The 25,344-nt window shown below is 33.7% G+C and carries 24 protein-coding genes and 8 pseudogenes; 22 read left to right on the top strand and 10 right to left on the bottom strand.

Features of this window, described 5'->3' with window-relative positions; translation table 11 throughout:
• Positions 1-209: 209 nt before the first annotated feature.
• Positions 210-950 carry an epoxyqueuosine reductase QueH gene (locus tag ILS93_RS26920; protein ID WP_374987934.1) on the top strand — a complete coding sequence of 247 codons (741 nt, stop codon included), beginning with the start codon at positions 210-212 and terminating at the stop codon, positions 948-950.
• 150 nt (positions 951-1,100) lie between these two features.
• Here the strand turns inward: ILS93_RS26920 and ILS93_RS26915 are convergent, their stop codons facing one another.
• Positions 1,101-1,259 (bottom strand): hypothetical protein, encoded by a 159-nt coding sequence (locus ILS93_RS26915; RefSeq protein ID WP_222661644.1) that lies wholly within the window; start codon positions 1,257-1,259, stop codon positions 1,101-1,103.
• 563 nt (positions 1,260-1,822) lie between these two features.
• Here ILS93_RS26915 and ILS93_RS26910 point away from each other — a divergent pair.
• The 5 genes and pseudogenes from ILS93_RS26910 (at position 1,823) to ILS93_RS26890 (ending at position 3,786) form a co-directional block, all read left to right on the top strand.
• A pseudogene (locus ILS93_RS26910) lies at positions 1,823-2,334 on the top strand (thermonuclease family protein).
• A gap of 51 nt (positions 2,335-2,385) precedes the next feature.
• Positions 2,386-2,584, top strand: a pseudogene (locus tag ILS93_RS26905) (hypothetical protein).
• Between the two features lie 75 nt (positions 2,585-2,659).
• A pseudogene (locus ILS93_RS26900) lies at positions 2,660-2,929 on the top strand (hypothetical protein).
• Positions 2,930-2,972: 43 nt separating this feature from the next.
• Positions 2,973-3,392: pseudogene (locus ILS93_RS26895) on the top strand (disulfide oxidoreductase).
• Between the two features lie 100 nt (positions 3,393-3,492).
• Positions 3,493-3,786, top strand: coding sequence for an ArsR/SmtB family transcription factor (locus tag ILS93_RS26890; protein WP_098585287.1), 294 nt, complete (start codon positions 3,493-3,495; stop codon positions 3,784-3,786).
• Positions 3,787-4,174: 388 nt separating this feature from the next.
• On the opposite strand, the gene hfq is transcribed toward ILS93_RS26890, so the two are convergent.
• From hfq to ILS93_RS26875, 3 genes are all read right to left on the bottom strand, one after another.
• Positions 4,175-4,360 carry an RNA chaperone Hfq gene (hfq, locus tag ILS93_RS26885; protein ID WP_222661642.1) on the bottom strand — a complete coding sequence of 62 codons (186 nt, stop codon included), beginning with the start codon at positions 4,358-4,360 and terminating at the stop codon, positions 4,175-4,177.
• 318 nt (positions 4,361-4,678) lie between these two features.
• The gene (locus ILS93_RS26880) at positions 4,679-4,837 is read right to left on the bottom strand and encodes a hypothetical protein (protein WP_173602309.1); all 159 of its coding nucleotides are present in this window, start codon (positions 4,835-4,837) and stop codon (positions 4,679-4,681) included.
• On the bottom strand, positions 4,834-5,907 hold the full coding sequence (locus ILS93_RS26875; protein WP_222661641.1) for a response regulator aspartate phosphatase: 1,074 nt from the start codon (positions 5,905-5,907) through the stop codon (positions 4,834-4,836). The genes ILS93_RS26880 and ILS93_RS26875 overlap by 4 nt, the downstream gene beginning before the upstream one ends.
• Positions 5,908-6,113: 206 nt before the next feature.
• Between ILS93_RS26875 and ILS93_RS26870 the strand changes: the two are divergent.
• The 3 genes and pseudogenes from ILS93_RS26870 to ILS93_RS26860 all read left to right on the top strand — a co-directional run bounded on the left by ILS93_RS26870 (position 6,114) and on the right by ILS93_RS26860 (position 7,457).
• Positions 6,114-6,384, top strand: a pseudogene (locus ILS93_RS26870) (transposase).
• 63 nt (positions 6,385-6,447) lie between these two features.
• Positions 6,448-6,699: pseudogene (locus tag ILS93_RS26865) on the top strand (ATP-binding cassette domain-containing protein); the annotation flags it as partial.
• A 251-nt stretch (positions 6,700-6,950) separates the two neighbouring features.
• Positions 6,951-7,457, top strand: a complete 507-nt coding sequence (locus tag ILS93_RS26860) for a GNAT family N-acetyltransferase (RefSeq protein WP_222661640.1) — start codon at positions 6,951-6,953, stop codon at positions 7,455-7,457.
• A 183-nt stretch (positions 7,458-7,640) separates the two neighbouring features.
• On the opposite strand, the pseudogene ILS93_RS26855 reads toward ILS93_RS26860, so the two are convergent.
• A pseudogene (locus tag ILS93_RS26855) lies at positions 7,641-7,802 on the bottom strand (IS4 family transposase); the annotation flags it as partial.
• A gap of 571 nt (positions 7,803-8,373) precedes the next feature.
• Here ILS93_RS26855 and ILS93_RS26850 point away from each other — a divergent pair.
• A complete protein-coding gene (locus ILS93_RS26850; RefSeq protein WP_222661639.1) occupies positions 8,374-10,356 on the top strand; it encodes a methyl-accepting chemotaxis protein in 1,983 nt (660 codons plus the stop codon).
• Between the two features lie 218 nt (positions 10,357-10,574).
• Here ILS93_RS26850 and ILS93_RS26845 read toward each other — a convergent pair whose 3' ends face one another.
• A complete protein-coding gene (locus ILS93_RS26845) occupies positions 10,575-10,796 on the bottom strand; it encodes a helix-turn-helix transcriptional regulator (protein WP_016090024.1) in 222 nt (73 codons plus the stop codon).
• Positions 10,797-11,089: 293 nt separating this feature from the next.
• On the opposite strand from ILS93_RS26845, the gene ILS93_RS26840 reads away from it, so the two are divergent.
• The 6 genes from ILS93_RS26840 (at position 11,090) to ILS93_RS26815 (ending at position 16,432) form a co-directional block, all read left to right on the top strand.
• Positions 11,090-11,410: a hypothetical protein gene (locus ILS93_RS26840; RefSeq protein ID WP_222661638.1), complete on the top strand. Its 321-nt coding sequence runs from the start codon at positions 11,090-11,092 to the stop codon at positions 11,408-11,410.
• 15 nt (positions 11,411-11,425) lie between these two features.
• A complete protein-coding gene (locus ILS93_RS26835) occupies positions 11,426-12,592 on the top strand; it encodes an FtsK/SpoIIIE domain-containing protein (protein ID WP_222661637.1) in 1,167 nt (388 codons plus the stop codon).
• Positions 12,593-12,614: 22 nt separating this feature from the next.
• Positions 12,615-13,190 (top strand): replication-relaxation family protein, encoded by a 576-nt coding sequence (locus ILS93_RS26830; protein WP_222661669.1) that lies wholly within the window; start codon positions 12,615-12,617, stop codon positions 13,188-13,190.
• Positions 13,191-13,472: 282 nt separating this feature from the next.
• Positions 13,473-13,613 (top strand): hypothetical protein, encoded by a 141-nt coding sequence (locus ILS93_RS26825; RefSeq protein ID WP_222661636.1) that lies wholly within the window; start codon positions 13,473-13,475, stop codon positions 13,611-13,613.
• Positions 13,614-13,880: 267 nt separating this feature from the next.
• On the top strand, positions 13,881-15,188 hold the full coding sequence (gene hemL / locus ILS93_RS26820; RefSeq protein WP_222661635.1) for a glutamate-1-semialdehyde 2,1-aminomutase: 1,308 nt from the start codon (positions 13,881-13,883) through the stop codon (positions 15,186-15,188).
• 2 nt (positions 15,189-15,190) lie between these two features.
• On the top strand, positions 15,191-16,432 hold the full coding sequence (locus tag ILS93_RS26815; RefSeq protein ID WP_222661634.1) for a cysteine desulfurase: 1,242 nt from the start codon (positions 15,191-15,193) through the stop codon (positions 16,430-16,432).
• Between the two features lie 366 nt (positions 16,433-16,798).
• Here the strand turns inward: ILS93_RS26815 and ILS93_RS26810 are convergent, their stop codons facing one another.
• Positions 16,799-17,695: a LysR family transcriptional regulator gene (locus ILS93_RS26810; protein ID WP_097817265.1), complete on the bottom strand. Its 897-nt coding sequence runs from the start codon at positions 17,693-17,695 to the stop codon at positions 16,799-16,801.
• 418 nt (positions 17,696-18,113) lie between these two features.
• On the opposite strand from ILS93_RS26810, the gene ILS93_RS26805 reads away from it, so the two are divergent.
• From ILS93_RS26805 to ILS93_RS26785, 5 genes and pseudogenes are all read left to right on the top strand, one after another.
• Positions 18,114-18,839 carry a type 1 glutamine amidotransferase gene (locus ILS93_RS26805; protein ID WP_222661633.1) on the top strand — a complete coding sequence of 242 codons (726 nt, stop codon included), beginning with the start codon at positions 18,114-18,116 and terminating at the stop codon, positions 18,837-18,839.
• Between the two features lie 148 nt (positions 18,840-18,987).
• Positions 18,988-20,148 (top strand): aminotransferase A, encoded by a 1,161-nt coding sequence (locus ILS93_RS26800; protein WP_222661632.1) that lies wholly within the window; start codon positions 18,988-18,990, stop codon positions 20,146-20,148.
• Positions 20,149-20,206: 58 nt separating this feature from the next.
• Entirely contained in the window at positions 20,207-21,076 is an 870-nt protein-coding gene (pdxK, locus tag ILS93_RS26795) for a pyridoxine/pyridoxal/pyridoxamine kinase (RefSeq protein WP_222661631.1), read from the top strand.
• The gene (locus ILS93_RS26790; RefSeq protein ID WP_222661630.1) at positions 21,039-22,283 is read left to right on the top strand and encodes a serine hydroxymethyltransferase; all 1,245 of its coding nucleotides are present in this window, start codon (positions 21,039-21,041) and stop codon (positions 22,281-22,283) included. The genes pdxK and ILS93_RS26790 overlap by 38 nt, the downstream gene beginning before the upstream one ends.
• Before the next feature lie 99 nt (positions 22,284-22,382).
• Positions 22,383-22,578 (top strand): annotated as a pseudogene (locus ILS93_RS26785) (D-alanyl-D-alanine carboxypeptidase family protein); the annotation flags it as partial.
• Positions 22,579-22,619: 41 nt separating this feature from the next.
• Here ILS93_RS26785 and ILS93_RS26780 read toward each other — a convergent pair.
• Genes ILS93_RS26780 through ILS93_RS26770 form a run of 3 tightly spaced genes read right to left on the bottom strand, consistent with a single transcriptional unit; the run spans position 22,620 to position 24,649 of the window.
• Positions 22,620-22,994, bottom strand: coding sequence for a hypothetical protein (locus tag ILS93_RS26780; protein ID WP_222661629.1), 375 nt, complete (start codon positions 22,992-22,994; stop codon positions 22,620-22,622).
• 48 nt (positions 22,995-23,042) lie between these two features.
• Positions 23,043-23,384 (bottom strand): YolD-like family protein, encoded by a 342-nt coding sequence (locus ILS93_RS26775; protein ID WP_222661628.1) that lies wholly within the window; start codon positions 23,382-23,384, stop codon positions 23,043-23,045.
• A 53-nt stretch (positions 23,385-23,437) separates the two neighbouring features.
• The gene (locus tag ILS93_RS26770; protein WP_222661627.1) at positions 23,438-24,649 is read right to left on the bottom strand and encodes a Y-family DNA polymerase; all 1,212 of its coding nucleotides are present in this window, start codon (positions 24,647-24,649) and stop codon (positions 23,438-23,440) included.
• A 338-nt stretch (positions 24,650-24,987) separates the two neighbouring features.
• On the opposite strand from ILS93_RS26770, the gene ILS93_RS26765 reads away from it, so the two are divergent.
• Positions 24,988-25,215 (top strand): hypothetical protein, encoded by a 228-nt coding sequence (locus ILS93_RS26765; protein WP_222661626.1) that lies wholly within the window; start codon positions 24,988-24,990, stop codon positions 25,213-25,215.
• Positions 25,216-25,344: the final 129 nt, after the last annotated feature.

The raw sequence follows: 25,344 nt of genomic DNA, 5'->3' as shown, positions 1-25,344 counted from the left end.
GGTAACCCAAAAGATTTTGTGATGAAAAAGAATGACTAAAGATATATTGTAGACATAAAGCTAATAGACTACGTACATTATTAGGACCGTCATGAAAAGTTCAAAAGAACAATTTTAAGGCTTGTAAATAGATGTATATAACTATATTTATGAATTCAGATGATAAAATAGATAAATGAAAATAAATAGGAGGTTTAGTTGTGAAAGAAGTGTTAGATGTTGAAACGTATTTAAAAAAAATAAAGAACCAGAAAATAAATTATGACAAAGTATTAAGAAAAATGATTAAAGATTGGGAAGCAAAGAACGAAAGACCAAAAGTGTTACTTCATTCATGTTGCGCTCCTTGTAGTACCGCTTCATTGGAATTTCTTGCAGAACATTCAGATGTCACAATCTTCTTCTCAAATTCAAATATCCACCCGAAAAGTGAATACATACGGCGCTCTAATGAACAAAAGATTTTTGTAAACAAGTTTAATAATCGTACAGGGCACACAGTAGGATTTATTGAGGATAAATATCGTTCAAATGTATTTTTTAAAATGGTAAAAGAAGAAGGTTTGGCAGAAGAGCCAGAAGGTGGACTTCGTTGTTCAGCTTGTTTTGATATGAGATTGGATCGTTCAGCTGAGGTAGCACAAGAAAGGGGATTTGATTACTTCGGCAGTGCAATTACTCTTTCTAAAAATAAAAATAGTCAATTAATAAATGAACTTGGAATTGGTGTGCAACAAAATTATGATTCACGTTATTTACCAAGTGATTTTAAAAAAAGTAATGGATATCAACGCTCAATTGAAATGTGTAATGAATATGATGTTTTCCGTCAATGTTATTGTGGTTGTTCATTTGCAGCGGAAAAACAAGGTATAGATTTGCGAGCGGTGAACAAAGATGCAATAAATTATCTGAAAGAAAATAATCTTAGTTTGAAAAAAGAGATTTAATCGTGAAAATTTGATGTGAAGTTAACCTATGATCTACAAAAGAAATGCAGTATGTTTTTAAATGATAAATGTAAAAAGCTAAAATAGTTCTGGAATAACTCCTTACTGGTTAAATTTCTAGAAAAGAAAAAACCAATAAGGAGTGTTTTCTTAATCTCGCATTGCCCCTGCTTCTCGGGAAGTCATTGCTCCTTGTCCCGCTCTTACATCATTCTGAATTTCTTGTTTCACTTTATGTGCATCAGTTTCAGCAAAATCTGGTTTCATAACAGAACCAGTACCTTTTATAGATTTTTTATGATCTTGCATACAACACCTCCTCGATTTAACGTTTAACAACCTTATTATTTACAAAAATATACTCGGTATACCCGAGTAGTTGAACGAATATCACGTAAAGTAAAAAGGTGATCAAGTAAGTTTCTCAATATACGATTTAGATAAGAAGAAATAATACATTAAAATCTTAAATTCTGTATATAAAACTAATAAGAAATACGATATGATGAAAGTAACAAAATTCTTCTAAATCTTTCTTGCAAAAGGACACACCTACGCATACATATGCTATAGGTGTGTCCTTTTTTATTTATTTTAAAACTTTGGAACCAAAAGGGGAGATAAATGTCGTATGTTAATGAAATTACATTGACAAATGTGCCATTTTAAAAAAGTATATAGGCAAAAAAGAACGAGAGAGGCATGGTATTGAAATGTCCAGAATGTAAAAGGCACTCATTTAAACCTGTTTTTAATGATTATCCGAATTGGATTCAGAGTTGTATTTGTTTTAATTATCAAGGAGTCAATTCAATATATAGTCTTTTTGTTTATTAGGTAGAGAGAAATGCTTATTTGGAGGATAAGACATTATGAAATCTTGGATTAAGGTTATTTGTATTACGTCATTCGTTTTTTTAATGACAGCATACAACAATTCGATTCAAGTAAATGGTTCGAAACCTGCCCGAACAGTACAAAAGGGAGTACAACAGCAAGTACAAGGGAAAAGTATTGTTGATATTACAGAAGCTTATAAAGAAAAATTACATGGCTTAGAAACAGTTAAGAGGAAAGGAAGCGTCGTTATTTCTAAAGAAACAATTAAAAGGAAAAAGCGTAACATAAGTCTATGATTGTGGACCTAAAGAGGACAAGTATGGCGGGAAATTGGCATATGTATTTTGTGAAGGGATACATATCAACGAATTAATAGTTAAATCAGGATATGGCATTGTAGCTTACATTTTAAAACCTAGCACTACACTGCTTCCACAAATGCTAGAAAGCGAAACAGAAGCAAAGGCGACAAAATTGGTGTGTGGAGCATAAAAAGGTTTAGGATGAAGAGAAACATCATTATAACCGTAATGATGCGGTTTAGCCCCCTAATCCATTGCAATATAAATATTCGTACAAAATGGAGGTTTTTTGAATGAATGAAAACAAAAGAAATATGCTCTTATCCTTTATCATTTCAATTTTATTTATTTTCGCGAGTTTATTACCTTTTAGTAGTAATGAATGTGTGTATGTTATCTCCAAAATTGGTGCTGCAGCTGGTGTAATAAATATTGTAATGATGAGTGTCTTCTTGTATTTTCAAATTAAAAACGGGACATTTGTTAAATTAGTAAAGTAAGACGTAATAGTTTTCCTTACCCATTCTTTTTAATAAGGGTAAGGAAAGCTGAAAAGGGGTGCGAAAGGTGAGTCAAATACTTGGGCTTTTGAAGTTTGTTTTAGCGAATGAAAGACGGTATGTATATTTAGCGGTAGTAAAAAAGAAAAACAAAAGAGTACATACACATATTGTATATGGTTTTGGTCCGCTAGAAAAAGCATTATAAACCATGTACGAAGTGCGTGATGATTTTGAGAACCTTTTCCTTTTAGAATTAAAAGAGAGGCGATACGATTGGATATTTTCTTTTGAAACAGGGTACTCGAAACATGGTAATAAACTAGTCATATATTAGCAAACGTTTTGCATTCTAATAAGATAGGTGAGGCGAATATAAGATGTCAATCATTCGAAAGTATCACATTGCAATTGCTTGGATGATAGCTACAAGTGCAATGCTCATAAGTTTGGTTTTTAGTGAATGGATGAAACTACCTCCATGTGATTTATGCTGGTATCAAAGGATGGCCATGTATCCATTAGTATTAATATTGGGTATAGGAATGTATAGAAAAGATCCCAACGTAAGTACATATGCATTTCCATTTGCATGTATTGGTTTAATAATAGCCGTTTACCAGATAACAATTCAGACTTTCCCAACAAGTGAAATGAAGATATGTTCAGTAGGCGTTTCTTGTACAGAAGATTACTTGAATTTATTTGGTTTCATCTAGATACCTATGCTATCTTTTGTTGGATTTTTAGCCATTATAATACTTCTATATGCAAAAGGTCACAAAGATAAAGAAGAGTAAATAGCTCGGTGATTATGGACTATATATACTTGTACAAATATTAAACACTCATAAATTGATATTAAAAATAATAAAGAATGTAGAAAAGGAGAAATAAAATATGACAGAAATGCAAATAAGTAAAGAAATGCACAAAATTCCAGAGGCGGATGTAGAATTATTGAAGATTATGGCTCATCCAGTTAGATTACAAATTGTGAAAGAATTAGAACATCGCAAAATTTGTAATGTAACACAATTGACGGAGCTATTAGAGGTACCTCAATCTACTGTTTCGCAGCATTTATCTAAGATGCGTGGGAAGATTCTTCGTTCGGAAAGAAGAGGGTTAGAGATGTACTATCATATTGTAAACTCCAAAGCATGCCAGATTGTTAGTGTATTAGGTTTATAAATAACTTAAGCGAAATAGTAGAGCAGGTTACGAGAATAAAAATGAAACAAGGGCAGCTATGTCAGGCTGCTCTTATTTCATTTGTGATTTTGCATATATTTGTGCGAATTTAGTATAGCAAACATTTTTTCTTTTTTCTTTTTTATCAAATAAAAAAGAAAAAAGAAAAAATGTTTGCACAGGCCAAAATTACGTATGAAAAAGAGTTCGGGATACCCGACCTCTTTTTCAAACAAGGGTTAGAGATTAGTTGTTATTTAATTCATACTCATTTTATGTTTAATTATTAGAATGTCCAATTTAACTATTTGTTTCAAACAATAATAAAATTCAAATTTAATTTTAAAGTGGAGTATATTCAAAATGAAACATCAAAACTTACGGTAGTTTATACGGCAACTGTTGAAATCGCCTGCTTATATAGGCATTTTTGTTTTCCATCGCTAGAGATTAGAACTGAAAATTTATCCACACCAATAATGATTCCAGGTATTCTAACTCCGTTAATTAGGATAATATTTACTATTCTTTGTTCCCCAATTAATTTCTTATAAAAATCGTCTTGTGTATACATTAATAATTTCTTCCGCTCTTTAAATATTCTAATCTTTTTAAATTTTTCTTATTAATATAAAAGGAATGGAGTAATTATAACATTTCTAGGATGGATTTTTATAAAAAAATAAAAGCCCTTACAATGAAGTAAAGACCTTTACTTATTTATTATAAGATACCTTTTTTATTATCTCTTTATATTATTAAATATAACTGTATAGATTTGTTGAGGAGAGTCTTACACCCTAATTATCACAAAGTAAGTATATATAATATAGGAAGAAAACCTCCCTGCAAATAATAGTGTATCAATTGTAGGAGAGGATTTCTTCAGTTATTACATTCCTTCACCATGGGTATTTGTATATTGTATAATTTCCTGCTTTTGTACTGCAATCATTGCCTCGCCGTGAGTATTACTTAAAGTGATTGGTGCTACTAGCATAAAACCTGAGAATAAAAGTCCTGCTGTACTAATTAGTATTTTTTTCATCATTTTAAAGCACTCCTTTTCTCCATTTCAATTTTAGCTTTGTATCCCACACGGAAGTACTGGCTTACTTTTAAGTGGTTACCTTCATCATAATACTTGTTTGCTAATTCATCAGCATATATTTCAACAAAGTGCCATAAATTTTCTTCTTGGAGATAATGGATTCCTTCAACAATAATCTTTTCGTATTCATCTATAGGAGTATGCTGTAATCTTGCATTTAAAATCGATAAATGATGATAATATTCTTTATTATTTTGTGCATTACTAATTTGCAATCCTTTATTTATATAATCAGCGGCTTCATTTATATTCCCTAGTTTCTCATGTTCTTTAGCTAACAAATACATTGTTTTACAGCTACCTTCCAGTGCCTTGGAGAGATAATTGATTGCTAGTTGAGGCATATTTTGATCTGAATATAGAAGCCCTATATTATGGCGAATCATATGAGTAAGTTGTGTTTGCTCTTGTTTGGTTGCAATATCTAAAGCGGAAAGGAAATACTCTTCAGCTAACTCGTATTGCTTTAGAGAAGTACTTGCAAGTCCCAAAATATTATTACATGAAGCTATATTTATTTCATACCCAACTTCATTAGAATAGATTTCTTTCGCTTTATTAGCGTATGTTATTGTATTTAGTGGTTGGAACTGATAATAGTTGAACAGGGCATACTGATAATTAAATTCTGCTTGTTCTATTTCATCCGGAATAAGAGATAGAAGTGTTTCAGCTTTGTGATAGAAGTGCTTAGCGTCAATGTATTGTCCAATCTTCATTGCGTGTATAGCATTGAACAAATAGTAGTAGTAATTGAGCATGTCTATAGTAGACTCTTCAATATGTTCTCCAGGTATTAATAATCCAGATGTATTATTTATCAAAAGATTATACCTAAACTCTAGTAAAGAATAGTAAATAAGAAGCGTTGGATCTTGTTCCATTTCTTCGAGAAGTTTTTCAACATCAGACCTTAGATTTTTGGCTTGCAATAGCTTTTGAGAACGCATAGCTTTGTACCAATCGTTCATTAATGTAGTAATGTTTTCATTTCCTTTTGCTACGATCACATAGCTTCCCCCTTTGTATGTTTATATCTATATGTTTTTATCATAGCAGTGAAATCCATATTATTACAGATGGTATTAGTTTAAATTGTATTTCTAAATATTTATCAGAAAATTCAGTATTAAAAACAGACCAAGTTCGATACCTCTTCATATTAAGTTAAAATAAATGATTAGTATAAATTTAAAATAGCGACGAAGGAAAGGCAGTGAAAAATCATACAAAAGGTCCTAAAAGGCAACTATTGCAAACGAAAATGATATGGTCATATCTAAAAGCCAAAACAGCGTAAAACCATATCAAATTGGTTGAAAGAGGCATATATATAGAAGATTATGGCTCATAACAGTAGATTGAAACCGAGAGAATATGAGGATGTTTTGAAAAAAGTAATGAGAAAAATCTATGATCGTGAAATTTGGATTCCAGATTACTCATTTGATTGGGTACGAGCGTATGTATCATCAAGAAATGTATAAACCTTGTTAAAGAAGAGAATTTTTAGAATAAAAACAAACATATTCTTTATATTCAGTAACTGTCATTTAATTCAATTAAGTGGCAAACACCGGCAACGTGTAGCAATTGCTAGGGCACTATCTTGCTATGTTGTTTTATTTATTGCTGATGAACCAACAGCAAATAAAATGATTGAGTTGTTTCAGGAACTCGATCGTCAAGAAGGTAAGTGCGTAATTGTTGTTACGCATTCGCAAGAATTTGCAAAAAAATCAGGTCGAGCAGTTTATTTAAGTAAAAAGAAGTTAGTAGTAAGAGAAATTAAGAACAGTTAAGAAAAAAGCTATTTTTGTTCTCAATTAACATAATTTTCAAAAATGTACGGATGTTAATATTTGTTATATGATATATTTGTCAAAGTACTATTCCTGTAGTTTTAATGATGAATCTGTAAGATAGTTTGTTTGTCACATATATTCATCTTAAATTAAAAAGAACTTGTAGAGATTCCTACAGGCTCTTTTTAGTTTAGGGGTTGAATGTGGATTTGAAGTAAAGAAACAATTTTTTGAGAGGAGAAAAGTAAATGTTTATAAAAGCGGAAAGATTATTAATACGAAATTTTGAATTCAAAGATTGGCAAGCTGTCCATGAGTATACATCAGATAGCAATGTAATGAAATACATACCCGGAGGGGTTTTTACTGAAGAAGATACAAGTAACTTTGTAAATAAAAATATGGGTGAAAATGCTGAGAACTTTCCTGTGGTACTGATTGATGAAAATATTCTGATTGGTCATATTGTTTTTCATAAATATTTTGGTGAGCATACTTATGAGATTGGATGGGTATTCAATCCTAAATATTTCAATAAAGGATATGCTTCTGAAGCAGCACAAGCTACATTGAAATATGGGTTTAAGGAAATGAAATTGCATAGAATTATAGCGACATATCAGCCACAAAATACCCCATCATATCGATTGATGGAGAGAATTGGAATGAGAAGAGAAGGCTATTTCAGGAAGTGTATCCCCCATGGAAATGAATGGTGGGATGAATATTATTACGCTATTTTAGAAGAGGAGTAGTGTTTCAGAGCACATTAATTAAATCGCTTGGTCTATAAAATCTTTAAAATGTGGGCGGTCCACCATCCCCATCAAGCTAACATTATTTTAGTTTAATTTCATGTAATATTTTTTCTGAAAATCAGTATAAGTTCTTTAAAAATTTGCATCCTAAATAAACCCTATCTTGTTTCAGATTTTTGATTACGCTACATGATTGTGGGGCATAGAAAAATTATATACGACGCCTAAGATAACAATGACTGTTTTCTTCTCATATCTATGGGGTTTTCGACCGTGTTTCTGTAAGAAATTAAACAGGCGAAACAATACCTTTGTTAATTCTTGGGTGTTTTTTTGTAAAGATTAATAAAAAATATTTCTTAATTTTAATATTTAAAACTTATGTATACGTGTTACAATGAAGTCCTCCATTTTATTTTATTCTCCTATTTAGAATTTATGGTTTAGTTTCCAATAATACAAAAGTGGCTGTAGTAAATAGATAAATGAATGAAGTGAAGCGGTTAGAGTGGTTAAAAGGCTGTTAAGCATAATTATCCAGAAAATAAATTCACTTAATAAAGTTTTAGGGGTTTATTATGGTAAGGATTTCATCAAATTTGAATCGTTCTAGATTAAACTTTTGATTCAATTAAAGTCAAAAATAATCTTTAAATGAAGTTCATGTTTCATCCAGGTAATTTAGAATAATTCGTAGCCTTAACATTGCTTAATATAGCACAATAACATATTTGAAAGGTGGATAGATAAAACTCCGCTTGTAAAAACTAAATTGTAATATAAGGAGATATATGTAAAAGGATATAATGGTAATTTTATTTCGAATAATACCATAAATCAATGTAGAAAAAATAAAGAAGCAAACAATTAAATAAACTATATCAGTTGTAAGAATGAAGGGAAGAAGTAAAAAGTGTTTAAAATAAAAGAGAGATTGGAACAAATGAAGCTTAAAACGAAGTTATCTATGGCATTTATTGCAATATTAATTATACCAAGTCTTATCGTAGGAGTATCGTCTTATGATAAAGCAAAAACAGATCTTAATGAAACAATTCTACAAACTGCGAAAGATAATGTAAGTATTTTAAATAAGATAGTTGATGATGAATTAGAAAATAAACATGTAGATGTAACTCATTTTGCAAAGATACTTACACAAGGTGATTATAATGCTGACCAATTGCAAAATGTACAAAGTAAATTTGATCAATATATACAGTTACATCCAGAGATAGAAACAATTTATACTACATCCAGTAATAATCAATTTATTCATGCACCTGTTGGAAAAATACCAGAAGGATTTAATCCGTTAGAAAGTACTTGGTATAAGGATGCAGTAAAAGCTAATGGTGAGATTATTGTCTCGTCTCCCTATAAATCAAAGGCTACAGGAAATATGGTAATAGCAATTGCAAAGCAAAATGCTGATAAAAGTGGTGTCATTGGTATGGATTTGAATATTGATGATATCGTAAAAACTTCTAAAATGATAAAAATAGGAAAACAAGGCTTTGTATCTGTAGTAAGTCAAGATAAGACTATCGTTGTTCATCCTACACTTAAGCCAGGTGAGAAATTAGAGAAATCATTAGCAGATAAACTATACAAGAAAGAAGATGGAGTAATTACTTATAGCCTTAATGGTGAGGATCGAAACATTAGCTTTAAAACAAACAAAAAAACAGGTTGGAAAATAGCTGGTGTAATGCCTATTAAAGAAATTGAAGAAGCTACCAATCCTATTTTTTATAAAACGCTCACTATAATAGGGGCTTCACTGTTGTTAGGTGGAATTGTAATTTTCTTCATTCTTAAATCTATTATTAATCCACTAAGACAATTAGTTATTTCAGCTCAAAGAATTAGTCAGGGAGATTTAACTGAGAAAATAGATATTCGTTCAAAGGATGAACTTGGTCAATTAGGTGGTAGTTTCAATACAATGGCAGAGTCGTTATGTAATATAATTTCTCAAATTAACACATCTGCAGGACATGTGGCTGCTTCGTCTGAAGAACTAACTGCTAGCGTAGAGCAAGCAAGTGTTGCGACAGAACAAATCACAAAAGAAATGGAAGAAATATCGAATAGTGCAGAAGTTCAAAATAATGAAGTTGCGTCTGGAGCTACATTAATTGGTGAGGTAACACGAAACATTCAATGCGTAGCTGATAATGCTTCTGAAGTATCGGCTTCATCCTTATACACAAAACAAAAAGCCAATGAGGGTGAACAATTAGTAGAACAGACTGTAACGCAAATGCAGTCTATCCATCATTCTGTTTCTCAATCTGATAATGTAATTAAATTATTAGATAAGAAATCGCAGCAAATCGGAAGTATATTAGAAGTAATTCAAAATATTGCAGCACAAACAAATTTATTAGCATTGAATGCAGCGATTGAAGCGGCTAGAGCAGGAGAACAGGGGCGTGGCTTTGCAATTGTTGCCGACGAGGTCAGGAAGTTAGCGGAGCAATCATCCGAATCTTCAATGGAAATTGGAAGTTTAATTAATGAAATACAAGCAGATGTACATGAGACTGTAAAAGCTATGAATGAAGTAGGAGTTGAAGTGCAGTCGGGGATTCAGGTTGCGAATGATACAAAACAAAGTTTTTATGAAATCTCAAAATCTGCAAATGATATTGTGTCAAAAGTACATGGTATGGTGGAATTATCAAATAAAATGACAAGTGATGTAATGGAAGTCGATACATCAATTAATCAAATATCTATGGCTGTGAAAGAGAATTCTTTAAGTATGCAAACGATAGCCGGTTCATCTGAGGAGCAACATGCTTCTATGGAAGAGATAAATTCTTCAGCAATACAATTAGCACAGATGGCCGAAGAGCTTCAAGAATTAATTGGTGGATTTAAGATATAAGTTAAGATTCTAGGATAGAATCCTAGATAGTATGTTTAAGGGTAGAAGTTAAAAACCTTATAATGTAGTAAATAAATATAATGTGTATTTTTTATAGAGTTTGCACATGCAGATCAACTACTTAAAATGTAGTTGATCTTTTTTATTAGATATTCATTTTTGAATATCTCTTTCATTCAAGTGTAGTGTTGATACAGTAGTATATATTGAGTGAATTATCACATCCAAAAATCTTCAAAGTCTACGCCGAATCCTTTTCTTTTTAAGGCCCTAATTATCTTTTGACCATTTCCTAATGAAGGCTTGTATTGATTCGAACGGGAGATACGACTAATTGTATTTTGGTTTACCCCACTCCATTCCTTTAATTCCGTTTGAGTAATATCATTCTTTCTTAAAAATTTACCAAACTTAGATAACGGTTTTCCTAAGCCAAACACTGCGAACACTCCTATTCGTAGATACTCTATTAATCACATTTTTACCAAAGCCTGATTTTTTTAAACAAAAGTGTTAATAATGTACAAGCTGTTCGCAATATGATGTATCAAGGTCGCTATCAAAGTTGCTAGCAAACGTATTATCAAGATAGATATCAAATCAATTAGCTTTTGTATTGGCAAAGTACATACCAAATTAACTATCAAAGTAATGTTAACAAGGTAATAAGTGAATCAATCCTATGTTTTATGAGTTTTCTTATTCTGTTTATAAAGAGAACGGAGGCATTTAAATGCGAGTAAGGAAAGAAAGGATTTTTTTTCGTAAGTTTATAGAGCGGCCATACAAAGATAAAGAAAATACAATTCGTAAATACAAGTCATTAAGTCCGTTTGCATTCTTTCATATGTCCGGTCAAGTGTTAAATACTTATATTGCATTAGGAATAATGGGGACGGTTTTAATTGGGGCAGTCTTGTTAGAAAAGTATTTGGTTCAAAATGAACATATATTTGCTGCAAAGTTTGTGAGTGGAAGTATTTATTATGGTATGCGAATTGGTGGAGTTAGCTTGATTGGATACGTATTTGTTCGCATCGTAAGTATGTTTTAGGGAGGAATGGAGTAAATGAGGATTATAAAGGAGTGGCTTCATACACAAAAGCTAAGGAATCGACTTAAAGAGGTTTTTGCAAAAGCAGGTCTATATACAGAGCATCAAACACGTGGAGGGAAAGTGCCTATTTATCCAAAGGTACATAATGTTTCTTCTTCAACAGAAAGTGTGAGGTATGTATTTACGATACCAAACGGATTAGATCCACAAAAGATTGAGAAGAAGTGGTTTTGTTTCCAACAAATATTAGGACGGAATATTACGATTGAAGGGGATGTGAAAAAATTTGTATTACATGTATTCCATTCAGATTCGGGACTAAAACCTTATAAGTACTATTATAAAGAGTGGCATTCATTATTAAAGGAATTTCGCCTTCCTGTTGTGGTTGGCCGGGATCAATTTGGGAAAATGATTACATACGATATGCTTGATTCCAATTCACCACACTTATTAATTGCGGGGGAAACGGGAAGCGGGAAAAGTAGTATGGTGCGTGTTGTACTATCCACTTTCATTCAATATATGTCACCTGATAAGTTGCATTTGTATCTTGGGGATCTAAAAAACTCTGAATTTCATTTTTTGCGAAGAGTGAAGCATGTAAAAGAAGTTTGTATGGAAGAAATGGAAATGAAAATTATGCTTCAAAAGGTGTGGAAGGAAATCAGAGAAAGAAGAAAACTCATGGAACAATTCGAGGTTGATCATATTGATGCGTACAACAAATTGAATCCTGATAATCAAAAACCATATATTTTACTGGCTATTGATGAAGTGGCGATGCTTAAAGATGAAAAAGAGTGTATGACTACAATTGAAAAAATTTCAGCAGTCGGTCGATCACTAGGGGTCTTTCTTATGCTTAGTATGCAGAGGCCGGATGCAAAGGTGCTAGATGGTAAGTTAAAACTCAATATGACCGTAAGAATTGGTTTTAAATGCGATAGTGCGATTAATAGTAATATCATGGGTACTCCTGGTTCAGAGCATTTAGAGCAATCGGGCCAAATGATATTAAAACGAAATGGATTAAAGAAAGTGCAAGCACCTTATTTGGAATTAAGTAATGCGAAACAAATTGTTGAACCCTATCGCATGTCTAAAGAAGAGAAAATGCTCCAAACGCCTTTAAAAGAAGAAATTCCTTTATTTGGGGTGTTAGATGATGAGGAGTAGAGATATAGGAATTTTAAATGATTTGAAGCGATTTAGATGCATGTCCCGTGATGATATTATTGACTTGCATTTTCAAGGTTTAAAGAATGCAGTAACTTGTTGTAATACGGTTATGAAACGATTAAGGAGAGATGGTTATGTTGATGCAAACGTATTACAGCACCCATACATTTATTTTCCACAACCAAGTTCTATCAAAAAAACGAGTCAAAAAATTCCTCATTTCCTTGGTATTGTGGACGTATACAAACAACTTGTCTACTACGAAAATCCTAAACTATTCAAAGTGGAACCTAAGTATGGGAAAGAGTATATGGAGCCAGATGCCTTTACGATATGGCGTAGATCCCCATTTTTTATTGAAGTTCAAAAGTCAGTATACAGTAAAAAAATAATGCAAGATAAGATAAATAGATACGAATTATACTTCCATAGTCAAGAATGGCACAATGAATCTTGGCAACCGAAAGCTTCTAAATTTTTCCCTTTAATCCTAATCATTACTGACAAACATTACGACGTTCAATCTTCTTATTTCCGTATATTCCAGGCGAATTCTATAGTGGATTTTATGAATAACTTAATAATTAAATCATAAAGAAAGCCTGCGAAGTGCAGAGCTTTTTTCTTTCCAATAATCTATTAAGCGATGTATGATGCTCTATTACAGCAAAGCAGATATAGTCACCCATCAAATTAATAGCGATAATGTCCGTTTGGATATGAATCACAAATTAAGGAAAGTAAATTTCTATCTTGATTTTATTGTAATAGGTAATTCCTATTGAAACCATATTTATTATTATATTGAACTATGAATCGCTGCATTTTAAACTAAGTTGGAATACAAAATACTATTGGAAAGGAATTTAGTTTCATTATGAACGATGAATGTACACCATTGTTTACAGATTTAGTAGAACATGCAAAGCGAAAAATGTTTTCTTTCCATATACAAGGTCATAAGAAAGAAGAAAGAATGGAGAACCCATTAAAATTATTATTAGGTAAAAATACCTAATCCAATAAAATCATCATAGCGTGTAACTTACACAAGTCGATTTTATTGGTAATTATTTTTACAGGTGCAAAAGTCGTGGTCGTGAAGCAATTTTTTTAGTGGAAGATAAATGTATTGCTGATTTATACAATAAATGGTTATAAATAAGCTTTCGGATAAGAGGATGAATGAAAGATAGAGTAGTAGGGAATTTGTAGAGTATAATCTCATATTTTTTTATGTATGGCGACGTATTAGTCGTTGAAAAGGAGGGGATAAAAATTGCACATGAAAAGGAAAGACACAAATTCTGAAATAGCGTTCAATAAAGCTAAAAGAATTATGCCTGGCGGAGTTAATAGTCCGGTTCGCGCATTTTCATGCGTAAATCTAGCACCTATCTTTGCTAAAAATGGGCAGGGTGCACACGTATTTGATATCGATGGGAATGAATTTATTGATTATATTGGTTCATGGGGTCCACTCATATTAGGGCATGCTCACCCGGAAGTTGTTAAAGCCATACAGGAGGCAGCAAGTCAGGGAACAAGTTTTGGCTTACCAACAGAAGCTGAAACAAAAATGGCGGAGTTAATATGTAGAAGTATTCCATCTATTGAAATGATACGTATGGTCAATTCTGGTACAGAAGCTACCATGAGTGCCATACGTTTAGCAAGAGGATATACGAAACGGCAAAAAATCGTGAAATTTCAAGGAGGCTATCACGGACATGCGGATCCCTTTTTAATCAAATCCGGATCTGGTGTGGCAACATTGGGTTTACCTGACAGTCCAGGAGTCCCGAAAAGTGTTGCTTCCAATACCATTACAGTACCTTATAACAGTATAGAGAGTATTCGTTTTGTATTTGAAAAATTTGGTGAGGAGATTGCTGCTGTTATTGTTGAGCCGATTGCAGGAAATATGGGGGTCATACCACCATTGCCCGGATTTCTTCATGGGTTACGTGAGGTTACTGAACGCTACGGAAGTCTACTCATTTTTGATGAAGTGGTAACTGGTTTCCGTGTAGGCTATTATGGAGCGCAAGGTTTATACGGAATTAAGCCAGATCTTACATGTCTAGGAAAAGTAATTGGAGGAGGGCTCCCGGTAGGCGCTTATGGCGGAAAGCGAGAAATTATGGAACAAATGGCCCCTTCTGGATCGATTTATCAAGCTGGAACATTATCTGGGAATCCGGTCGCAATGGCAGCCGGGTATGCAACTTTGCAATTATTGTCTCAGCATGGAATCTATGAAAAACTAGAAAGAAAAGGTGCTAGGTTAGCTGAAGGCTTTATACAAAATGCCAAACTGACTGGTATTCCATTGAAAGTAAATAGAGTGGGTTCAATGCTTTGCTTTTATTTTACAGAACATGAGGTTGTGAATTATGAAACTGCTCAACTTTCAAATATGCGTTTATTTAAAAAATATTATGCGGCTATGTTGAATCATGGTGTTTTGATAGCTCCTACGCCCTATGAAGCCATGTTTATATCGAATGCTCATTCGGATGAGGTAATTGAAACAACAATTGAGGCTCATTATCGAGTATTAAGTATGATAAGTAAAGGATTGGGGGAGTAATCATGAATTTTTCAGAAATACGTAAACTTTTTCCGATTCTTAATCAGCAGATTAATGGGCATCCCCTAGTATATTTAGATAATGCTGCCTCTGCACAAAAGCCAATTCAGGTAATTGAGGCACTAAAACACTACTATGAGTGGGATAATGCAAATGTCCATCGTGGGGTTCATTCACTGAGTTCACGGGCAACGGATGTTTATGAAGGAGCACGGTTTAAGGGAGGTCGTTTTCTTCACGCGAAATTAGAAAAAGAAATAATATTCACTCGAGGTGCCACAGCAGCAATTAATCTAGTAGCAAGCAGTTATGCACGATCAGTATGTAAAAGCGGGGACGAAATTGTTATTTCTGCAATGGAGCATCACAGTAATATAATTCCCTGGCAGCAAGTAGCAAAATGCACCGGAGCTGTATTGAAATATATTCCACTGCAACCAGATGGAACATTTACTCTAGAGGATGTAGAAAATACAATCACAAAACGGACGAAGATAGTTGCTGTATCACACATATCAAATGTATTAGGTGTCGCTAATCCGGTGAAGAAAATGGCAGCTATCGCACATAAACATGGAGCTGTTATTGTAGTGGATGGAGCGCAAAGCGTTCCTCATATAAAAGTGGATGTTCAGGATTTAGACTGTGATTTCTATGCATTTTCAGGGCATAAAATGTGCGGGCCGACGGGAATTGGTGCTTTATACGGAAAAATATCACTCCTTGAGAAGATGGAGCCAATTGAATTTGGGGGTGAAATGATTGATCATGTTAATTTATATGATTCATCGTGGAAGGAATCCCCTTGGAAATTTGAAGGGGGTACACCAATTATTGCTGGGGCTATTGGTTTAGGAGTGGCGATAGACTTTCTTGAACAAGTCGGAATAGAAAATCTTGCAAGGCATGACAAGCTTTTAACTGGCTATGCAGTAGAGCAAATGAAGCAGATTGAAGATTTAACGATAGTTGGTCCAGAAAAAGAGCGCTTGGGACTGGTGACTTTTCAAGTGGGGAATATTCACCCGCATGATATTGCTACTGTTTTGGATGCATATGGAATAGCCATACGTGCTGGACAGCATTGTTGTCAGCCACTAATGGAACATCTGGGTACCAGCTCCACGGCACGTGCGAGTTTTTATTTGTATAACACAGAAGAGGAGATTGATCGATTCATATTTGCTCTTCATAAAGCAAGAGAATTCTTCAAGATGGAAGGGTTAATAGGCTTTGCAGACTAATAATGAGTATGATTAGAAGCTTGAAAAGAAAGCAATTATTTAAGTGATCATCTATAAAGGAAGAGGAGAGAGGAAAAGACTACCAGTTATGAATTTATAAAGAAAAATGAAAAGGAATACCATATATGATTCCCTAATTTTTTCTTAGCTTTTGCTGTCTCCATTTTCTATGCATTTCATATCAGTTCCAATAGATTTAGTTCAAGTATGCTCTATTTTGTGGAATAAGAAAATAAAAAATCCTGTATGATAAATACAGGATTTTTAATCAACTCTTATCGGATGTACATTATAGTTTAAGTAAAATACAATAGGTCAAAAGGATTCTTAAACTTCAGACTGATTTCGATGTGTATAAAGTGCAATTTATTTAAATTGTTCACTTTTTATAGTGGAAATCAACTGCTCCATGAATACTCGACTTGCTGCACACAAATATTTGTTTTTACGGTAAGCGATGCCAATTTGCGTAATAAGCATCGGGTTTTGAATAGGGATTGTCCGTATAAGTTTATTGTCGATATAGTCAAGGTAACCTTTGGGTAGAATCGTGACGCCGACGCCTTTGCTGACCATTTGTATGATTGATTCCATAGTCGTCATTTCCATAACTGGTTTTGCTGTGAATCCAAGCTCATTACATTGTTCATTAATTAGCTGCCGCAAAAAATATGTGTCAGGTAATAAAATAGAAGGTGTATCTTTTAAAACGTCAAGCGTGACAAATTCCTCTTCTGCAACGGAATGATTGATTGGAACTGCTAAAGAAAGATGTTGTTTAAAGAGTGGAATAGCTTCTAATTCATCATGTTTCATTGGCAAAAATACTATGCCCAAATCGAGTTCATTTTGTAAAAGGCCGTTATAAATATCCCCAGTTCGCATACCTGAAACAGCCAATTCAATATTGGGATACCTTTGGTGAAATTCGATTACAGTTTGAGGAATCAAGTAATTTGTAACTGTCAGGAGCGCTCCTATCTTTAATGATCCTCTTTTTAGACCTTGTATTTCACTAATTGCGGCACGAGCTTGTGATAGCTCATGGAATACATTATAGCTATGATGAAGCAGTGTTTTGCCCGCTTCGGTAATAGTGGTTCGTTTTCCAACACGATCAAACAATGGCGTACCGATTTCATGTTCCAGCAATCGGATCTGCTGGCTTAATGAGGGTTGGGCGATTCCTAACTTTTCGGCGGCACGAGTAAAATGTAGTTCCTGACATAAGGTCATGAAGTATTCCAATTGCTTTAGATCCAATAGTTATTCCTCCAAAAGTTATTATTTTTTTATAGGAAATAATAATCATTATAGGGTAAATTATAGTAAATATCTATTGTTTGTGTTCGTACATACAGTCATTTCTTTTACATTGAAAAGGTTTTGTTCATATGACAGTAATCACCTTGTTTCATACAATCTTTAGGTGAACTTGTCTTTTGCCATTTGTACGTATGCATGCTGAATCTGTGAATTAATAGATTAATTGTGAATGGAAAGGTTTTTTTCAGGTATCCGTACTGCAGGTGGGTTTTTACGTATGTTATGAGTCATCAATTAGACAAAATGATAGGTAAAAACTATCGTTTCTATAATAATGATTGAATTGTTTAATGGTAATCTCAAGATTATACTTAAAATCTAAATAATTTAACTACATCTTAAGGAGGGAAAGAATTTGAGAATACACTATTTGCAGCATGTATCTTTTGAATCACCCGAACACATTTTAACTTGGGTGGAGGAAAAAGGGCATGAAGTCACAGGGACATTATTATATGAAAGCAATTGTCTACCCTCTTATTCGGAATTTGACATGCTCGTCATACTAGGTGGTCCGATGGGTGTTTATGACGAGAAAATATATCCATGGCTTGGATTGGAAAAACAGTTAATTAAGAAAGCTATTCAGCATCGAAAACTAGTACTTGGGATATGCCTTGGAGCTCAGTTAATCGCAGAAGTCCTTGGGGGAAAAGTATTTAAAAATCATTATAAGGAGATTGGTTGGTTCCCTGTTAAATTGTCGGAGGAGGCCAAGCAAATCGATTTCTTTAGCAGATTTCCTGAAGTGTTTGTTCCTTTCCATTGGCATGCAGACACATTCCAACTTCCTCCGCAAGCAAAGAGAATTGCGTATAGCAAAGGATGTGTTAATCAGGCATACGTATATGAAGACCATGTCATTGGATTACAATTTCATTTAGAGTCAAATGCTGCCAGTATTGAGAGATTAATAGTACATTGTGCTGATGAAATTGAGCAAGGGATGTATGTACAACGGCCGCATGAAATGCTTGAAGAGACACACTCGTTGGTTCTATCAAAAATCATCCTATTTACTTTGCTCGATGCAATGGAGATGAAATATCAGGTATTTGCAAACGTAGAAAATAGTCTATAAATTTCTAATGCTACAATTAATCACTTTATTTTAATGTGAAAAATCAAAGATTCATATAATATTTAACTTTCTGGTCACCATCATTGGCAGCGAGAGGTGGCTTTCGCTACATAAAATACATCCCACCTCTAAAAGGAGCTATGGAAACATGAAACACTTATTAAACAATAGAGTAACACGATTGCAGTCCTCAAAAATGGACACCTTTTTTGATATGGCTTCGCAATATGAGGATGTTATCCATTTAACTATTGGTCAACCTGACTTTCCTACTCCAGCACACATAAAGTTAGCTGGACAAATGGCAATTGAAAACAACCATACCACGTATCCACCTTCTTCTGGTTATACAGAACTTCTTAAAGTTACCTCAAACTACATGCATGTAAAATATGGACTTACTTATGATCCTAACCACGAAATACTAGTAACTAACGGATCAACCGGAGGGATTTATCTTGCTCTTAGAACTATACTTAGCGAAGGTTCCGAAGTTATTCTACCAACTCCTATTTATCCCGGATACGAACCGGTTATTCATTTATGTGGCGCAACACCTATTTATCTAGACACAAGGGATACGGGATTTAAGGTTACAGTAGAGGCTCTTCAAAAAATGATGACAGATAAAACACGGTGTGTCATTATCCCATCTCCGATGAATCCTTCTGGAGTTACACTGAACCAAAAAGAAATAAAAGCAATTAGGGATTTACTGGTAGATAAAGATGTAATGGTTGTTTCAGATGAATTATATAGCGAATTGGTTTTTGAAGGGGAGCATGTGTCAATTGCGAAAATGGAGGGAATGAAAGAGAAAACAATTGTCATTAATGGGCTATCAAAATCTCATGCGATGACAGGATGGAGAGTAGGATTTGCTTTTGCACCAAGATATCTGATTGAGGAAATGAAGAAGCTACAGCAATACACGACGGCTGCTGTCTCATCGATTAGTCAAATTGCTGCAATCGAGGCATTGACAGTAGGAATTAACGATGCTTATATCATGCGTGAACAATATCGTATACGTCGTGACTATGTATACGAGAGGTTACAAGATATGGGACTCAATGTAATCAAACCAAATGGTTCATTTTATTTTTTTCCGTATATCTCAAAGTTTGGGAAAACCTCATCAGAATTTGTTGCTGATATATTAAAAAAAGCTAAGGTTGCACTCATTCCTGGAGACTCATTCACGGAATATGGAGAAGGGTATGTGAGGATTTCTTATATTCAGCCAATGAATGTGTTAGAGGAAGCTCTAAATCGTCTTGAAAAGTATCTAGGTGAATTACAATCCTAGATACTCGCTTTGACGAATTTCGTTCATCACTATTAGCAGTTAAAAAGGAGTTTTTCTTATGGTAAAAAATAAGGTCTTATCTATAGCTGGTTCGGATAGCAGTGGAGGTGCTGGAATCCAAGCCGATTTGAAAACATTTCAGGAGTTAAATGTCTATGGGATGACGGCATTAACAACTATTGTTACGATGGATCCTAAAAATTATTGGGAGCATCGTACATTTCCACAAGAAATTAAAACAGTAAAGGAGCAATTAAGAACTAGTATTGAAGGAATCGGTATTGATGCGGTAAAAACAGGAATGCTTGGATCGGTCCAACTAATTGAGCTGGTTTCCAAGGTAATTGATCAACATCAACTCGAAAATATTGTTATTGATCCGGTTTTAGTTTGCAAAGGTGTAACAGAAGTAATGCATCCAGAAACAGTGGATAGTTTACGAGATTTGCTCATACCAAAAGCTACAATTGTCACACCTAATCTACTGGAAGCGGCACATTTAAGTAAAATGCCCCCAATTAAATCCATTAAAGGGATGAAAGAAGCAGCAAAAATTATTCACGTTTTAGGTCCAAAATATGTTTTAGTGAAAGGTGGAAGCCGCATAGAACATGAGACAGCATTAGATTTACTGTATGATGGAGAAAATTTTAAATATATACAATCAGAACGATTTCAAACCGACCATATACATGGTGCTGGATGTACTTACTCTGCAGCGATTGCTGCTGAACTAGCGAAAGGGAAGTCTGTTATAGAGGCAGTAAGCATTGCAAAGTTATTTATTACAGAAGCAATACGCAGTTCATTCGCTCTCAATCAATATGTTGGCTCAACAAATCATAGTGCATACAAAAAAACTACTAATTCATTAGAAGGGATAGTTAATAATGAAGAAATTAAGGGAAAAAGATTATCAAGTAGCTGAGGCAATTGATTATGAATTACAACGCCAGCAAAAACATATTGAACTAATTGCTTCTGAAAACTTTGTAAGTCTAGCCGTTTTAGAGGCAATGGGCACAGTGCTGACTAATAAGTATGCTGAAGGATATCCAGGAAAGAGATACTATGGTGGATGTGAATATGTAGATATTGTAGAGAATTTAGCTATAGAGCGAGCAAAACAATTATTTGGAGCGGACCATGCGAATGTGCAGCCTCACTCCGGGGCACAAGCAAATATGGCTGTTTACTCTGCTTGTTTGAAGCCTGGAGATACAGTATTAGGAATGGATTTATCCCACGGTGGTCACCTTACACACGGGAGCCCTGTTAATTCCTCGGGTGTATTATACAATTTTATATCTTATGGAGTAAATAAGCGACATTTCAATATTGACTATGATGAAGTTAGAACTTTAGCGCTGAAACATCAACCTAAAATGATGGTAATTGGTGCAAGTGCATATTCAAGGATTATTGATTTTGAGAAATTATCGAGCATCGCAAAAGAAGTAAATGCATTTTTTATGGCAGATATAGCCCATATTGCTGGGCTTGTAGCTACTGGAATGCATCCGAGCCCAGTTCCATATGCTGATTTTGTTACTACCACTACCCATAAAACCCTGCGTGGTCCTCGAGGGGGAATTATACTCTGCCGAAGAGATTGGGCTGCTACAATAGATAAGAGTGTATTCCCTGGTATACAAGGAGGGCCAGCTATGCATATGATTGCGGCCAAGGCAGTCGCTTTTAATGAAGCGTTGCAGCCCGAATTTAAAAAATATGTTTCAAATACAATAAAGAATGCTAAGGTGCTAGCAAAAGAACTAAGAGAGTTAGGCTTTAATGTGTTGACAGGTGGAACGGACAATCATTTGCTACTTATAGATCTTTGTAATATGAACCTAACAGGAAAAGAGGCTCAAATATTATTAGAGGAAGTAGGGATAACGGTTAATAAGAACTCCATTCCTTTTGATAAAAAGGGTCCTTTTATTACGAGTGGAATTCGTTTGGGGACACCAGCAGTTACAACACAAGGAATGGGTGAACTAGAAATGATTAAAATTGCTGAAATCATTTGTTTAGTATTAAAGAATCCCCAGAATGTAAGAGCTAAAGAAAAAGCATGCTCTATCGTAAAAGAATTAACTAAGGAATTTCCTATATACAAGGATATTACTTAAATGAAAGGGATAATAAGGAATTAAATCAGGACGTTTTTTTGCGCCTTGTATTTAATTCTTAGCAAAATGAATGGATTGCCCGAAGGCTAGAAACCATAGGATCTAGTTGTACCAAATTTACCATTCTCATTGAGTGGAACGTTAGAATAGAGTCCCCTTCGTAAAGAAGCAGCAGAAGCACTAGAAAAGTTATTTGATTTGCAAAGCAAGAAGGAATCCAGTTGAATGCTATTTCAGGGTTTCGCTCCTATAATTATCAAAAAAACTGTATGCAAACAATGTAAAAAGAAAAGGACATACATAACGATAAAAGGAGCAAATTAATTTGCTCCTTTTTCACTTGAATTCTACATGGAATGTAGTATCAATGATTCCAAAAGAAACTTTACATGGGAACGGATTTCTCCCTGTTGAAGCAGCACACATACATAAAAGTACCCAATATTCCAATTCTAAAGGTAAGCGGAATGCTTGGATACTACCATCATTGTTTTTTACTGTTACGATCGGTGTATTTGCCCTAGTTGTAGCGAAACCATCTGTTGTTATCATCGCTACTGCATCATTATTATGAAAACCAGCACTTAAAACCTCGTAAGTAAGTCCATCTTTCTCATTGATAATCATAGGTATATTTAAATAGGGATAGTTATTTATATCATTATGAGTAATTGCTCTCGCTGTATTCTTTCTTATCTGATTCCCTTGCATTCTATATACTCCTTTATAATACTCCAAAGATAATCACCTAAATCTATTCTATTTTACGTCTATTATATTCGTAAATTGTATTGTCAACTTATTATAGAAAGCATCAGTACATATGATAGAGCTATGTAATGGATCTATATCGATAGCGGTCATATAATTGGTGAGTAAATAACCATCTTCATAATATGTAATTAATATCTCTTCTTCAGATAGCAATGAACATAGTAACATGTTCTCAATCAGTTCTTTCTCTTCAGAAGTTAAAATGGGACGTGCTACTTTATTTTTCTCTTTGATCATTTCACGTATTCCAACGAATTGTTCTGGCATTGCTGCAAATGGCGTCCATTTTACCATTCCTCTGCCTTTTGGCATATTAGCGTTGTTCATGCTTTGTGTCCCCCTAACAGTGTGTTTCTGTATCTTGCTGTTGCATTATTTGTTTAGGAAATTCCTCTTAATATGCTATTTTTTCCAAACTTTGTGCGTATTTCATCCATTACTTTCGTTAGCTTTATTTCTTTTTCTCGTTGTATGATGTTATCAAAAAGGGAAATTTGTTCTTCTCCTTCACCAATTAGTTTTGTTAGAGAAATAGTAATACTTCTAATTGGTTCTCCAGTATATTGTTGATGTAGAAAATATAGACAAACTTGATAAATGTCCATAGTTAAGTTTGTGGGACGGCTTAAGGTATGTGTTTTGCTAAAGCCACCCGAATAACTTTTACTACTATATCCAATTGAAAATTGAACGGTTTGAGCAAGTTTGTTTTGTTGTCTTAATCGATAGCAAACTTCTTCGGTATGTTCCAATAGGATAATCGGAAATTCTTCTATTGTATAATCACGCATTAAAATTTGGCTTTTTCCTATAGAAGTTGTAACCGGAACATATTTTTCTGAAATCCGACTAAAATCAATCCCATTACTATGTAAGTGTAATTCTTCGCCAATCACGCCGAAGCTTTGTTTTAAATATTTAAGAGGATAATTAGCTAAATCACCAATTGAATGTACTCCTTTTTGATTTAATTTTGTTTCTGTTTTATGCGAAATCCGCCAAAACTTACTAAGCGGCCGTATGCTCCATAATTTTGTAGGTACATCTGCGTATTTCCAATAAGCGATTCCGTCTTTATTTTTCTTTGCTTCAATATCTAAGGCCACCTTACTCATTAATAGGTTAGGGGCAATCCCGATTGTGCATTCAATTCGTGTGTGTTCATATATTTCACGTTTAAACTGTAATGCAAATTCATTTGGATTTCGGGCAAATAGATGGATGCTATCGGTAATATCCATAAAAAATTCATCGATGCTGTATTGATGAAAGTCTTCAATAGGAACATATTGTAGAGCTAACTTCGTTATGTAATTGGAGCACTTAATATAGGTTCCCATAATTGGATTCACAATAAGGATATCTTTTTGCCGAGGAATCTCGTATAGCCTTGCCAACTTCTTTACTCCCATTGCTTTTAAAGGTGGAGTTGCGGCTAAAACAATGGATCCATTCCTATTCACATCACCAACTACAGCTAATTTTGTATGAAGTGGGTCTAATCCCATTTTGATGCAACTAACAGAAGCATAAAAGCTACGAAGATCAACATATAAAATGATTCTATTCGGTAAAATTGAATAGTCATACACTATAACTCCTCCTAATAATAACAAGAACATTTGTTCTCGCTCTCGTTCTTATTATACACGAACTTATGTTCTTTTATGAAGTGGTTTTTGAAAAAATATTTAATTATATGTAGTAGAAATATGTTGAACGACAGAGAGAAGTAACAGCCTAATGTTTTTGGAATTTCTAGGATATAAACTGTATCATTTATATTAGGTAGTACAGTAAGAAAATGATAGGAGTATGTAAGGTATATTATCCTTTCAAAAAGTTACAGTAATTTATCGTAAAAGAGGTTGCGATTACGAGTTTATGTAAAAAAATAATTTCACATAGATTTAAGGAGGATATTTCATAAATGGAGCAGGTTATACAAGAGTTTTTTTCTCCAGGTAAAAACTATAAGGTTCAAATCATTAGAAGAAAAGATGGGCTATATACAACAGAAGTTAATAGATGGATGGAGGATTGTGGTTATGAATTTTGGAGTTATATATCACAAGGATTGACTCTGATAGATAGTGAGGAACATGCGCGTAAAATTGCTATGGAACAACTAAAGGAATGTTCAAGAGATGAGTTTTAATAATACGCTATTTTATTTGTAAAATTATAAGGGAATATGACATTTTTTGAAAATATAGAAATAAAATTTATTTAATCTTATTTATTTTATAAGAATTGTAAGATATACTAAAAGTAGGTGCAAAAATGC

Source organism: Bacillus sp. 16GRE42 (assembly GCF_019837435.1).
Taxonomy (GTDB): domain Bacteria; phylum Bacillota; class Bacilli; order Bacillales; family Bacillaceae_G; genus Bacillus_A; species Bacillus_A wiedmannii.
This window is presented reverse-complemented; position numbering and strand designations above follow the sequence as displayed.